Consider the following 12958-nt stretch of genomic DNA (forward strand, 5'->3'; position numbering starts at 1 on the left):
AGGTAGTCAGTTATCGTCCGGCGTATGACCGTGGCGGAGCTCGTGCAGCGTCAATGGGGCGATCACAGGGTCGGACTGAGGAGCCACGAGGCGGTCCTCACCCATCACCAGGTCGCCGCGGGCGCCGCCGCGCGGGCCGCACTGCTCGTCGATCTGCTGCCCCGAGGTGCCGAGCCGCACCTCGGGGTGCTCCTCGACAACACGCCGGAATTCCCGCTCTGGCTCAGCGCGGCGGCCCTCGCCGGGGCCGCCGTCGCCGGCATCAACCCCACCCGCCGGGGCGCCGAACTGGCCCGCGACATCGTCCACACCGACTGCCGTGTCCTGGTCACCCAGCGCGCGTACCTTCCCCTGCTCGACGGACTTCCCCTGCCGGGCGTACGGGTGCTGGTGACCGACACGGACGCGTACCGCGCACTCCTCACCCCCTTCGAGGGCGCCAAGCCGGGCGAGGCCGTGGCCCGCCCGGTGCGCCCCGACAGCCGGCTGCTCCTCTACTTCACCTCCGGCTCGACCGGCGCCCCCAAGGCGGCGATCTGCAGCCAGGGCCGCCTCGCGGCCGCGGGTGGGGCGCTCGTCTCCCACTTCGGGTTGCGGCCCGAGGACGTGCACTACATCTGCATGCCGATGTTCCACGGCAACGCGGTCATCGCGGACTGGGCCCCCGCGCTCGCCGCCGGAGCGGGCGTGGCGCTGCGGGCCCGGTTCTCGGCCTCCCGCTTCCTGCCGGACGTCCAGGAGTTCGGCGCCACGTACTTCACCTATGTGGGGCGGGCCGTGCAGTACCTGCTCGCCACACCGCCGCGTCCCGACGACCGCGAGCACCGGCTGCGCCTCGGCTTCGGGACGGAGGCGGGGGCGGTGGACGCGGCCCGCTTCGAGGAGCGGTTCGGGGCCCGGCTCGTCGAGGGGTACGGCTCCTCCGAGGGCGGCGCGGCGATCCAGCGGACCCCCGACACCCCGACCGGAGCCATCGGCCGGGCGGCGCCGGGGGACGACCTGGCGGTGGTGGACGCGGCGACCGGCGCGGAGTGCGAGCCCGCCGTCCTCTCGCCCGAGGGCCGGCTCCTCAACGCCTCCGCGGCGATCGGTGAACTGGTCAACCGCGGCCGGAACCCCTTCGAGGGCTACTGGCGCAACCCCGAGGCGCAGTCGGCCCGGCTGCGCGGGGGCTGGTACTGGACCGGCGACCTCTTCTACCGGGACACCGACGGCTTCCTGTACTTCGCGGGGCGGACGGACGACCGGCTGCGGGTCGACAGCGAGAACCTCGCCGCGGCCGTGATCGAGCAGATCCTCTCCCGCTGGGACCGCGCCGCCGGCGTCGCCGTCTACGCGATACCCGATCCGGTCGCGGGGGACCAGGTGATGACCGCGATCGCCCTGTGCGACGACGCCGCCTTCGACCCGACCGCGTTCCAGGAGTTCCTCGCCGCCCAGCCGGACCTGGGCACCAAGATGCCGCCACGGTTCGTACGCCTCGTCCCCGCACTGCCCCTGACCGCCACGAACAAGATCCACCGCGTGGCCCTGCGCCGGGAGGCCTTCCTCTGCGAGGACCCGGTCTGGTGGCGCCCGGAGGCGGGGAGCCCGTACGAGCCCCTCACGCCGGAGGCGGTCACCGCCCTGCACAGCGCGTACGCCGCCCACGGCCGCTCACCGCGTGGCCCCGGCGCCCCGGGGTAGGGCCAGGCCTACCCCCGTACACCCACCAGACCGATGGTCCCGCCCGCCGGCCGGCCCCTACCGTGGGGGCCATGGAGCCCCGAACCCCCTGGCAGGCCCTCACCCGGCCCCGATTCCCGCGCGGCGACTGGCCCTGGCGGTCAGCCGGCTATCTCGCCACCGGGGTGATCACCGGCGCGGCCGCCCTCCTGGTCCTGCTCCTCCTCGTCGTCTTCTCCTTCGTGCTCGTCGGGCTCCCGCTCCTCCTCCTCGCCGGCGTCGCCCTCGGCGGCATCGAGCGCCGCCGGCTCCGGCTCGTCGACCTCGACCCGGCCGCCGATCCGCATCGGATCCCCGACACCCCCGGCCTCGCGGCCTGGCTTCGCGTACGGGTCCGGGAACAGGCCACCTGGCGGGAGCTCGCGTACGCCGTCCTGCACGCCACCGTCCTGTGGCCGCTCGACCTGATCGTCCTGGCCGTCGCCCTCGGACTGCCCGCCGCCCTGATCAGCACCCCCCTCCAGCTCGCCGCCGACGGCCAGGAGGCCAAGGTCGTCAAGGCGTACCTGGTCACCTCCTATCCGCAGGCGTTCGTCGCAGCCCTCCTCGGAGCGGTGCTCCTCGTCGCCCTCCTCTATCCGCTCGCCGCCCTCGCCGGCGCCCGCGCCGCCCTGAGCCGCGCCCTGCTCGCCCCCCGCGAGGCCGAGCTGAGGGACCGGATCGGCGAGGTCACCGCCTCCCGGGCCCGGCTCGTCGACGCCTTCGAGGCCGAGCGGCGCCGGATCGAGCGCGATCTCCACGACGGCGCGCAGCAACGCCTGGTCGCCCTCACCATGACCCTGGGCCTCGCCCGCCTCGACGCCCCGCCGGGACCGCTCGCCGACCAGCTCACCCAGGCCCACGCGGAGGCCGGCCGGGTCCTCACCGAACTGCGCGAACTCATCCACGGCATCCACCCGCAGGTGCTCGCCGACTACGGCCTCGGCGCGGCCCTCACCGACGCGGCCGACCGCTCCGTCGTCCCCGTCGACACCGACATCGACCTGCCCCGGCTGTCCACCGCCGTGGAGAGCGCCGGCTACTTCGCCGTCTGTGAGGCCCTCGCCAACATCGGCAAGCACAGCGGCGCCACCTCGGCCCGGATCACCGCGCGCCACGCGTCCCGGCAACTCCGTATCGACATCGAGGACGACGGACGGGGAGGGGCGGACCCGGATCGGGGGAGCGGCCTCACCGGTCTCGCCGACCGGCTCGCCGTCCTCGATGGCACACTGACGATCATCAGCCCGGCCGGCGGCCCGACCCTCCTGCGAGTGGAGATCCCTTGTCCCGCACTGTCCGATCGCTCCGTGTCGTCCTCGCCGAGGACAGCGTCCTCCTCCGCGAAGGGCTGATCGGGCTGCTCGCCCGCTTCGGCCACGAGGTCGTCGCCGCGGTCGGCGACGCCGAGGGACTGCACGCGGCCGTGACCGAGCACGACCCGGACATCGTCGTCACCGACGTCCGGATGCCGCCCGGATTCCAGGACGAGGGGCTGCGCGCCGCGGTCGCCCTGCGGGCCGACCGCCCCCGTCTGCCCGTCCTCGTCCTGAGCCAGTACGTGCAGCGGACCTACGCCGCCGACCTCCTGGACGCGGGCGACGGCACCGGCGTCGGCTACCTCCTGAAGGACAGGGTCGGCCAGGTCGAGGAGTTCCTGGACGCCCTCACCCGGGTCGCGGACGGTGGCACGGTCGTGGACCCCGAGGTCGTACGGCAGCTGCTGCGCCGCCACCGCGACCCGCTGGCGGCGCTGACCCCGCGCGAGCGCGAGGTCCTGGCGCTGGTCGCCGAGGGGCACTCGAACGGGGAGATCGCCCGTCGGCTCGTCGTCACCGATGCGGCCGTCGGCAAGCACATCGGCAACATCCTGGGGAAGCTGGACCTGCCGCCCGCCGAGGACACCCATCGCCGGGTGCTCGCCGTCCTCACCTACCTGCGGGCGTAGCCCGCGGCATGCACGAAGAAGCCCCCCGCTTGCGCGAGGGGCTTCTTCCGTCTGTGCGCCGCCAGGGACTCGAACCCCGGACCCGCTGATTAAGAGTCAGCTGCTCTAACCAACTGAGCTAGCGGCGCCTGCTGACAGAGAAAATACTACCTGGTCCTCGGGGGTGGTTCCGACCACCCCTCCGAGGACCAGGTCACGTGTCTCAGATCGCCAGCGAGAGCACCACGGGCGCAGCCCTGCGGTTCAGCGTGTCCGCCGCCGAGCGCAGGCGGTGGGCGTGCTCGATCGGAAGGGAGAGCGCCAGGCAGCCCACGGCCGCTCCGGCCGTCAGCGGAACCGCCGCGCAGACCGTGCCGACGGCGTACTCCTGGAGGTCGAGCACCGGGACCGTCGGCGGCTGGCTGTCCAGCTTGGAGAAGAGCACCTTCTCGTTGGTGATCGTCCGGGAGGTGAGCCGGGCGATCTTGTGGCGGGAGAGGTGGTCGCGGCGGCCGTTCTGGTCCAGCTGGGTCAGCAGGCACTTGCCGACGGCGCTCGCGTGGGCGGCCGAGCGGAAGTCCACCCACTCGTTGACCGCGGGTGTGCGTGGGCCGGCGGCGAACTGGGTGATCTTCACCTCGCCGTCGATGTACCTGCTGATGTAGACCGCGGCGCCGACGGAGTCGCGGAGTTCGGTCAGCGTCTCCTGGAGCTTGCCCTCCAGTGCCTCGCGTCGGGTGAGACCGGAGCCGAGGAGGACCAGCGAATCGCCGATCACATAGGCGCCGTCGGCGACCTGCTCGACGTACCCCTCACGGCGGAGCATCAGCAGCAGGGAGGACAGATGGGCGACGGGCAGACCGGTCTCACGAGCGATCTGGACGTCCGTCACCCCGCCACCGTGCCGTGAGACCGTCTCAAGGACGCGCAGGGCGTATTGCACCGAGTGGAACGGCGCGGTGGGCTCGGGCTTCAGCGCCACGGTTTCCCCCTACCAGGTTGTGACCGCAAGCTTCCGTACCACGATAGCCGCCAAGGCCCCTTTTCGGGGCGGCTGTTGGCGAGATAAGTGCGGCGCCCCAGCGTCATACGCTGGGGCGCACCACCCTGGCATATGCCAGGGTCAAAGCTGAATCGCAGAGGCTGAGGTCAGAGCACCGCGCCGAGAAACTCGCGAGTACGCGGATGCTCAGGTTCCGAGAAGATTTTTTCCGGAGAACCGGACTCGATCACCCTTCCCGCGTCGAACATCAGGACCTCGTCCGAGATGTCCCGGGCAAAGTTCATCTCGTGCGTCACACAGATCATGGTGATGTCGGTCGTCTCGGCGATCTCCCGGAGCAGATCCAGCACTCCCGCCACCAGCTCCGGATCGAGCGCCGAGGTCACCTCGTCGAGCAGCAGCACCTTCGGCTCCATCGCCAACGCCCGTGCGATGGCGACCCGCTGCTGCTGGCCGCCGGACAGCTGCGCGGGCTTGGCCTCGCACTTGTCGGTCAGGCCGACCATGTCGAGCAGTTCGCGCCCGCGCGCCTCCGCCTCCTCGCGGCTCTTCCCGAGGACCCGGACGGGCGCCTCGGTGATGTTGCGCAGAACGTCCATGTGGGGGAAGAGGTTGAAGTGCTGGAAAACCATTCCGATCTTCTTCCGCGCCTCGCGGCGGTGCTTCTCGTCGGCCGGGTACAGCGTTCCTCCGTTGACCCGAATGGTGCCCTTGTCGGGTTTCTCCAGGGTCATCAGGAGGCGCAGGATCGTCGTCTTTCCGGAACCGGAGGGTCCGATCAGCGTGACGTGCCTGCCGGGGCGGACGGAGAAATTGAGATCGTCGAGGACCGTCTGATCGCCGAAGCGCTTGGTGACGTTCTCGAAACGAATGAGGGCATTCTCGGAATCAGTGGACAAGACGGCGCTCCAGAGTGCGGACGAGAAGGGAAGCGGGGTACGCGACCAGGACAAAGGCCACACCGATCACCGTGAGCGGCTCGGTGTACTGGAAGGTGGCCGCCGATTCCAGCCGGGATTGCTGGAGGAGCTCCAGCACGCTGATACCGGCCAGCAGCGGGGTGTCCTTCAGCATCGCGATGACGTAGTTGCCGAGCGCGGGCGCGATCCGGCGCAGGGCCTGCGGCAGGATCACCGTCAGCCAGGTCCGGTGGCGCGGCAGGCTGAGCGCCTTCGCCGCCTCCCACTGCCCAGCCGGTACGGCGTCGATGCCGGCCCGGTAGACCTGTGCGGTGTACGTCGAGTAGTGCAGCCCGATCGCGAGCGTGCCGGTGGTCAGGGCGGAGAACTGCACGCCCCATTCCGGCAGCACGAAGAAGAGGAAGAAGAGCTGCACGAGCAGCGGGGTGGTGCGGACGAACTCGGTGACGGCGTGCACCGGCCAGCGCACGAGCCGGCTGCGGGCCCGGAAACCCAGCGCCCACACCAGGCCCAGCGAGAACGAGATCAGCGAGCCGAGCACCAGCACCTGAAGCGTGACGAGCAGGCCGTCCCAGAAACGCGGCATGAAGTCCGCCACCGCGGACCAGTCCCAGTTCACTTGGCCATCACCCCCAGGTTCGCCTTGCCGCGTCGCTCCAGCGCCTTCATCGAGCGGGTGATCACCAGCGCGATCACGAAGTACACGACCAGGGTCACGGTGTAGATCCCGCCGCTCTCCTGGGTCGCGAGCCGCACCAGATACGCGGCGAAGGAGACGTCCCCGACACCGAGCAGCGAGACCAGGGCGGTGCCCTTGAGCAGCTCGACCAGCAGATTGCAGAAGGACGGGATCATCTCGGGCACGGCCTGCGGGAGGAGCACGAGCCGCAGTCGCTGCCAGGGCGTGAGGCTGAGCGCGACGCCCGCCTCGCGCTGCGCCTTCGGTACGGCGTTCAGGGCGCCGCGCACGATCTCGGCGCCATAAGCACCGTAGGACAGGCCGAGCGCGAGGATCGCCGCCCACATCGGGACGAGCTGCCAGCCGACCAGCGGCGGCAGGACGAAGAAGAGCCAGAACATCAGGATCAGCGCGGAGGTACCGCGGAAGACCTCGGTGTAGAACCCGGCCAGAAAACGGACGGCCCGGGAGCGGTGGGTACGGGCGGTGCCGACGGTGAAGGCGACCGCGGCGGCGAGCGCGGCGGAGGCGATCAGGAGCTGGAAGGTGATCCAGATGCCGGGCAGGACCCAGTTCTGCCAGAGTCCCGCGGTCATCGGCACAGCTCCTCGGCGGTCATCGTGGTCATCTCGGCCTCGGTGAAGCCGAAGCGCCGCAGGATCCGGAAGAGCTCGCCGCTCTTCTTCATCCGGTGCAGCTCGGTGTTGAAGGCGTCCCGCAGCGCGGTGTCGGTGGGGCGGAAGGCGAAGCCGCCGCCGTCGATCTTCTTCTCGCCGTCGACGACGGCGGCGAAGGGCTCGGTGGCCTCGGCCTTCGAGGACTTGCGGACGACCGAGCGGGCGGTCAGCGCGGTGCCGGCGAAGACGTCGACGCGGCCGGACTCGACCGCGTTCAACCCGGCGACCTGGTCCTGGAGGATCACGATGTCCTTCTCCGGGTACCCGGCGGCCACGGCGTAGCCGATCTCGGCGTATCCGCTGCCGGTCGCGAAGCGGGCCTTGGCGCGCACCACGTCCTCGTACGAGCGGAGGTTCTTCGGGTTGCCCTTGCGGACGATGAAGGAATCGAGCATCTGGTACTCGGGGTCGGCGAAGAGGACTTGGGCGCAGCGCTCCTTGTTGATGTACATCCCGGCCGAGACGACGTCGAACTGCTGGGAGTTGAGCCCGGGTATGAGCGAGGCGAAGTCGGTGGCCACCGGCTGGACGCGGGTGATGCCGAGCCTGCCGAAGATCACCCGGGCGAGCTCGGGCGCCTCGCCGGTGAAGGCGCCCTGCTCGTCGACGTAGCCGTACGGGACCTCGCCCGCGATGCCGAGGCGGACCGTGTCCTGGGATCTGAGCCGGCCGAGCGTGTCTCCCGAGGCGACGCGGACGCAGCCGGCCGCGCCGACCGCCGCCGCGGCTGCCGTTCCCCACAGCATCGTCCGCCGCCGTATCTGTTGCGTTGTTCGAGGCATGGGCGCGCGGCTACCCGAAGCTGAACAGGTCATTCCTGCCGGCCCGCGGAATAACCGGAGACAGCCTCCTGTTCTCTCTCCGTACGTACTACTGGCAGAAGGGTCGTCAACGGTGAGCGACGCGATTCGGGGCACGGCACACGGGGACTCTCCCGTACCGCTGTCCGTACTGGACCTGGTGACCGTCGGCAGCGGCCGGACCGCGAGCCAGGCGCTGGCCACCAGCGTCGAGATCAGCAAGCTCGCCGAGCGGCGCGGCTACCACCGCCACTGGATCGCCGAGCACCACTCCATGCCTGGCGTCGCCTCCTCCTCGCCGGCCGTGATCCTGGCTCATCTCGCCGCCCACACCCACCGCATCCGGCTCGGCTCGGGCGGTGTCATGCTCCCCAACCACGCCCCGCTGGTGATCGCCGAGCAGTTCGGCACGCTGGAGGCGTTCGCCCCGGGCCGGGTCGACCTCGGGCTCGGCCGCGCGCCCGGCACGGACGGCGCCACGGCCGCCGCCCTGCGCCGGACCCAGACCCTGAACGAGGGCGCGGACGACTTCCCGCAGCAGCTCGCGGAGCTGACCCGTTTCCTGGACGACGACTTCCCGGACGGCCACCCGTACGCACGGATCCATGCCGTGCCCGGTCCGGTGCAGGGGAGTTCGGGCAGGCCGCCGATCTGGCTGCTCGGCTCCTCCGGCTTCAGCGCCCGCCTCGCCGGGATGCTCGGCCTGCCGTTCGCCTTCGCCCACCACTTCTCGGCCCAGAACACCATTCCCGCGCTCGACCTCTACCGGGACTCCTTCCGCCCCTCGCAGGTCCTCGACGCCCCCTACGCCCTCATCGGCGTCGCCGCCCTCGCCCACGAGGACCCGAAGGAGGCCCGCCGCCAGGTCCTCACCGGCGCGCTGTCGATGCTGCGTCTGCGTACCGGCCGGCCGGGTCTGATCCCGACCCCGGAGGAGGCGGAGGCGTACCCCTTCAGTCCGACGGAGCGGGATTTCGTGGACAGCTGGCTGGCGAACATCGTCTTCGGTACACCGGACGAGGTGCGCACAGGTCTGGACGATCTGCGCAAGCGGACCGGCGCCGACGAGCTGATGATCACGGCCAACGCCCATGGCGGCGATGTCCGGCTGCGGAGCTACGAGTTGATCGCGGACGCGTACGGGATGCCGGAACTCGGCTGAGATTCGTGGAGGTTGGTTCGGTCCGGAAGGGCTGCCTCCGATACCCCTAAGTGAACCTTAAACCGCTCGTCACCTGTGGTGGCGGGCGGTTCCTTTCTGTGCTGCACCGCTCTGACAAGGCCTTTCTCCTGTCAATTGGTCTAGTCCTCAATCTGGTTCAGACCATTGACGTGCTGTTCACCCAGGGGCTATCACTTCACCAACTCCCGTCTCGCGTCACCCCCTCGGAGGCCGAACGTGCACCCCCGTAAGCCCTTGATCGCCGCGCTCGTGAGCACGGCCCTCGCCGCAGGCGCGCTCGCCGCGACCGTCGGAATCGGCTCCGCCTCGGCAGCCGGCACCGCCACCGCCGCGGCGGCCGCCGACGGCAACGTCCGCATCGCGTACTACGACCAGTGGAGCGTGTACGGGAACGCCTTCTACCCCAAGCACCTCGACACCCGGGGCATCGCGAGCAAGCTGGACATCATCAACTACTCGTTCGGCAACATCCACCCCACCGAACTCACATGTTTCGAGGCCAACAAGGCCGCGGGTGACGACAACAACCCCAACGCGGGCGACGGTGCGGGCGACTCCTACGCCGACTACCAGAAGTCCTTCAGCGCGGCCGACAGCGTCGACGGCGTGGCCGACACCTGGAACCAGCCGATCGTGGGCGTCTTCAACCAGTTCAAGGAGCTGAAGGCGAAGTACCCCCACCTGAAGATCAACATCTCGCTCGGCGGCTGGACCTACTCCAAGTTCTTCCACGACGCGGCCAAGACCGACGCCAGCCGAAAGAAGCTGGTCTCCTCCTGCATCGACCAGTACCTCAAGGGCAACCTCCCGGTCGAGGGCGGATTCGGCGGCCCCGGCACCGCGGCCGGCATCTTCGACGGCATCGACATCGACTGGGAGTACCCCGGCTCCTCCGGCGGCCACCTCGGCAACCACTACGGCCCCGAGGACAAGCAGAACTTCACCCTTCTCCTCGCCGAGTTCCGTAAGCAGCTCGACGCGTACGGCACGGCCAACGGCGGCAAGAAGTACATGCTGACCGCGGCACTCCCGGCCGGCCAGGACAAGATCAAGTACATCGAGACGGACAAGATCGGCGCGTACCTCGACTACGCGAACATCATGACGTACGACATGCACGGCGCCTGGGACGGCGACGGGCCGACGTACCACCAGTCCCCGCTGTACTCCGGCTCGAACGACCCGACCGACCCCATCGCGCCGGGCACCGAGAAGTACTCGATCGACAACGCGATCGACTCCTGGATCGACGGCAAGCCGGCCTACGGCATCGCCGGCGGCTTCCCGGCCAACAAGCTGACGCTCGGCTACGAGTTCTACTACCGCGGCTGGAAGGGCGTCCCGGCGGGCTCCGCCAACGGCCTCGCCCAGAGCGCGACCGGCGGCTCGAACGCCCGCCCGCTCAGCCAGCAGGCCGGCATCGCCCACTACAAGGAGCTCGGCGGCATCGTCGACAACTCGGCGACCAGCTTCTGGGACGACCAGGCCAAGTCCTCGTACTTCTACAAGGACGGCGAGTTCTTCACCGGCCTCGACCAGCGGTCCATCCAGGCCCGGGTGGACTACGGCAAGCAGCGCGGCCTGGCCGGGGCGATGATGTACTCGCTCCTCGGCCTGGACAACAACATCACCCTGCTGAACCAGATCAGCGACGCGCTCGGCGGTACGACCGTCCCGCCGACCACTCCGCCCACGACCCCGCCCACGACGCCTCCGACCACTCCGCCCACGACCCCGCCGACGACGCCTCCGACCGGCTGCGGCTCCGTCCCGGCCTACGTGGCCGGCACCGTCTACACCGGCGGCAGCGTGGTCTCCCACAACGGCCGCAAGTGGCTGGCCCAGTGGTGGACCCAGAACGAGACGCCGGGCACGACCGGCGAGTGGGGCGTCTGGAAGGACCAGGGCGCCTGCTAGCTCCCCGCTGAGCACCACATGACCGCTGCCCCCGCCCGGAATGTCCCTCCGGCCGGGGGCAGTTCCATGCCCGTGCCCGGGCGGCTCCGGCGGAGCGCACCGGCAGCCGGCGGTTCATGCCGACGGCGGGCCGCTCAGGCCGACAGCGTGGTGGATCCGATCAGCTCCGCGATACGGTCCGGGGCCACCGCGCGCGAATAGAGCCAGCCCTGCCCCGTGTCACAGCCGATGCGCCGCAGCCGGGTCGCCTGCCCCGAGGTCTCCACGCACTCGGCGGTGACCGTCAGACCCAGCCGGTGGGCGAGTTGCACCAGTGCCTCCACGATCAGCTCGTCCGCCGGGTTGGCGTGCGCCTCGTCCTGGAAGCCGCGGACGAACGAGCCGTCCAGCTTGAGCACCGAGACGGGCAGCCGGCTCAGATACGCCAGGTTCGAGTAGCCGGTGCCGAAGTCGTCGATCGCGATCCGCACCCCCATGTCGCTCAGCGCCTGCAGCGCCTGGAGCGGCCGCCCCGCCGACCCCATCACCGCGGATTCGGTCAGCTCCAACTGGAGCAGATGCGGCGCGAGCCCGGTCTCCGCCAGGATCCCCGCCACGTCCGCCACCAGGTCGGAGTCCCAGACCTGGCGGACGGCGACGTTGACGCTCACGAACAGCGGCCGCTCGCGCGGATGGTCCTTCTGCCACTGTCGGGCCTGTGTGCATGCCGTGCGCAGCACCCACCGCCCCAGCTCGACGATCGAGCCGTCCTCCTCGGCGATCCCGACGAACCGATTCGGCGGAAGCGTGCCGAACTGCGGGTGATTCCAGCGCACCAGCGCCTCCACCCCGTGCACCGCGCCGTCGGCGAGACCCACCAGTGGCTGGTACTCCAGTCCGAACTCCCCGCGCTCCACGGCCGGTCGGAGAGTGGAGGAGAGCGCCTGCCGAGTCATCCGGTGCGCGTTGCGCTCGGGGTCGAAGAGGGTCCAGCGGGCCTTGCCGTCGGCCTTCGCCCAGTACAGCGTGGTGTCCGCGGCCTGCATCAGCCCCGTCGCGGTCGTCCCGCGGGCGCCCCGCTCCACCACCCCGATCGAGGCCGAGACCGAGAGCCGCTGTCCGGCCAGATCGAAGGGCTGCTGAAGCGCGCAGAGCACGGACTGCGCCAGATCCGCGAGCTGTTCGGTCCCCGTGGAGTCCTCGACGAGGATCGCGAACTCGTCGCCACCGAGCCGCGCCACCAGATGGCCACCGCTCCTGGTGTACCCGTCGTTGTCCGCGCACTCCGTCAGGCGGGCGGCGACGGCGGCGAGCAGCCGGTCCCCGATCCGGTGCCCCATGGTGTCGTTGACCGCTTTGAAGCCGTCGAGATCGAGGTAGATGAGACCGATCCGCCCTGTTCCGCCATGCCCGTACGACGAGTACGACTCGTGCGACAGGTGTGACGATCGGATGTCCGGGAGCTCGTCCTCCTGGGAGGCCGCCTCCAGGGCCGCCGAGAGCCGCTCGAAGAACAGCGTGCGGTTGGGGAGCCGGGTCACCGGGTCGTGCATCTGGAGGTGGCGCAGCCGCGCCTGCAGTTCGCGCCGGTCGCTGATGTCCGCGATGGAGAGCAGGACGCGGCGGGTGTCGGCCACGGGGGAGACGGTGACCTCGGCCCAGAGCGAGCGTCCGTCGGGGTGCTTCAGCCGGCGCGTGCAGCGGAAGCGGGAGCGGCGGCCGCGCAGCACCTCGCGGTACGCGTGCCAGGTGCGGCCGTCCGCGGCGAGGTCGACGAGGTCGGCGGCGGCCTGCTCGGTGAGCGTGTCGGCCTCGGTGCCGAGGAGGGCGCCGAGCGCGTCGTTGGCGGCAACGACGAGGCCGTTCTGGTCGACCACGGCCATCGCGAGCTGGGCCGCCCGGAAGGCGGCTCGGTAGTCGTGGAGTTCGGCGTCGACCGGGAGCGCGTGATGACGCTCCGTGATCGAGGGCGCGGGCTCTCGTGCGGGCGAGAGCTGGGTGTGCACCGGTCCTTCGGGGGTTCCGCTCACCGCTCGCTCCCGTAGTGCAGTTGGGCCGTACAGGCGTGGTCGGGATGGGGTCGGCCAAGGAAAGTGTGCCGATCATAGGGGCAGCCCCGGGGGCTATTCCAGCTCCGTGGACCCCGTCCCGCCCGACCGGGGGGTGAGT

General features: G+C 70.5%; 11 protein-coding genes and 1 tRNA gene. 5 read left to right on the forward strand and 7 right to left on the reverse strand.

Features of this window, described 5'->3' with window-relative positions; all coding sequences use genetic code 11:
• Positions 1-24 precede the first annotated feature (24 nt).
• The 3 genes from ACZ561_RS06430 (at position 25) to ACZ561_RS06440 (ending at position 3652) form a co-directional block, all read left to right on the forward strand.
• Positions 25-1686 carry an AMP-binding protein gene (locus ACZ561_RS06430; RefSeq protein WP_470990395.1) on the forward strand — a complete coding sequence of 554 codons (1662 nt, stop codon included), beginning with the start codon at positions 25-27 and terminating at the stop codon, positions 1684-1686.
• 71 nt (positions 1687-1757) lie between these two features.
• A complete protein-coding gene (locus ACZ561_RS06435; RefSeq protein WP_470990397.1) occupies positions 1758-3059 on the forward strand; it encodes a sensor histidine kinase in 1302 nt (433 codons plus the stop codon).
• Positions 2990-3652, forward strand: a complete 663-nt coding sequence (locus ACZ561_RS06440; RefSeq protein WP_470990399.1) for a response regulator — start codon at positions 2990-2992, stop codon at positions 3650-3652. The genes ACZ561_RS06435 and ACZ561_RS06440 overlap by 70 nt, the downstream gene beginning before the upstream one ends.
• A gap of 54 nt (positions 3653-3706) precedes the next feature.
• On the opposite strand, the gene ACZ561_RS06445 is transcribed toward ACZ561_RS06440, so the two are convergent.
• The 6 genes from ACZ561_RS06445 to ehuB all read right to left on the reverse strand — a co-directional run bounded on the left by ACZ561_RS06445 (position 3707) and on the right by ehuB (position 7692).
• Positions 3707-3780, reverse strand: a tRNA-Lys gene (locus ACZ561_RS06445).
• A 74-nt stretch (positions 3781-3854) separates the two neighbouring features.
• Positions 3855-4613 (reverse strand): IclR family transcriptional regulator, encoded by a 759-nt coding sequence (locus tag ACZ561_RS06450; protein WP_260229692.1) that lies wholly within the window; start codon positions 4611-4613, stop codon positions 3855-3857.
• 167 nt (positions 4614-4780) lie between these two features.
• Entirely contained in the window at positions 4781-5533 is a 753-nt protein-coding gene (gene ehuA, locus ACZ561_RS06455; RefSeq protein ID WP_470990401.1) for an ectoine/hydroxyectoine ABC transporter ATP-binding protein EhuA, read from the reverse strand.
• On the reverse strand, positions 5523-6173 hold the full coding sequence (ehuD, locus tag ACZ561_RS06460) for an ectoine/hydroxyectoine ABC transporter permease subunit EhuD (RefSeq protein WP_470990403.1): 651 nt from the start codon (positions 6171-6173) through the stop codon (positions 5523-5525). Before ehuD ends, ehuA begins: the two co-directional genes overlap by 11 nt.
• Positions 6170-6829 (reverse strand): ectoine/hydroxyectoine ABC transporter permease subunit EhuC, encoded by a 660-nt coding sequence (gene ehuC / locus ACZ561_RS06465; protein ID WP_470990405.1) that lies wholly within the window; start codon positions 6827-6829, stop codon positions 6170-6172. Before ehuC ends, ehuD begins: the two co-directional genes overlap by 4 nt.
• Positions 6826-7692, reverse strand: coding sequence for an ectoine/hydroxyectoine ABC transporter substrate-binding protein EhuB (ehuB, locus tag ACZ561_RS06470; RefSeq protein WP_470990407.1), 867 nt, complete (start codon positions 7690-7692; stop codon positions 6826-6828). Before ehuB ends, ehuC begins: the two co-directional genes overlap by 4 nt.
• Before the next feature lie 112 nt (positions 7693-7804).
• On the opposite strand from ehuB, the gene ACZ561_RS06475 reads away from it, so the two are divergent.
• Together ACZ561_RS06475 and ACZ561_RS06480 are read left to right on the forward strand one after the other, a co-directional pair.
• Positions 7805-8872: an LLM class flavin-dependent oxidoreductase gene (locus ACZ561_RS06475; RefSeq protein ID WP_470990409.1), complete on the forward strand. Its 1068-nt coding sequence runs from the start codon at positions 7805-7807 to the stop codon at positions 8870-8872.
• A 237-nt stretch (positions 8873-9109) separates the two neighbouring features.
• Complete coding sequence (locus tag ACZ561_RS06480) at positions 9110-10810, forward strand: glycosyl hydrolase family 18 protein (RefSeq protein WP_470990411.1); 1701 nt, start codon at positions 9110-9112, stop codon at positions 10808-10810.
• Between the two features lie 134 nt (positions 10811-10944).
• Here the strand turns inward: ACZ561_RS06480 and ACZ561_RS06485 are convergent, their stop codons facing one another.
• On the reverse strand, positions 10945-12819 hold the full coding sequence (locus ACZ561_RS06485; protein ID WP_470990413.1) for a putative bifunctional diguanylate cyclase/phosphodiesterase: 1875 nt from the start codon (positions 12817-12819) through the stop codon (positions 10945-10947).
• Positions 12820-12958 lie beyond the last annotated feature (139 nt).

This window comes from Streptomyces sp. NPDC039609 (assembly GCF_055596705.1).

Coding starts and splice junctions, on each gene's coding strand:
- ACZ561_RS06430 (WP_470990395.1), top strand. CDS start 25: ATGACCGTGGCGGAGCTCGTGCAGCGTCAATGGGGCGATCACAGGGTC.
- ACZ561_RS06435 (WP_470990397.1), top strand. CDS start 1,758: ATGGAGCCCCGAACCCCCTGGCAGGCCCTCACCCGGCCCCGATTCCCG.
- ehuC (WP_470990405.1), bottom strand. CDS start 6,829: ATGACCGCGGGACTCTGGCAGAACTGGGTCCTGCCCGGCATCTGGATC.
- ehuB (WP_470990407.1), bottom strand. CDS start 7,692: ATGCCTCGAACAACGCAACAGATACGGCGGCGGACGATGCTGTGGGGA.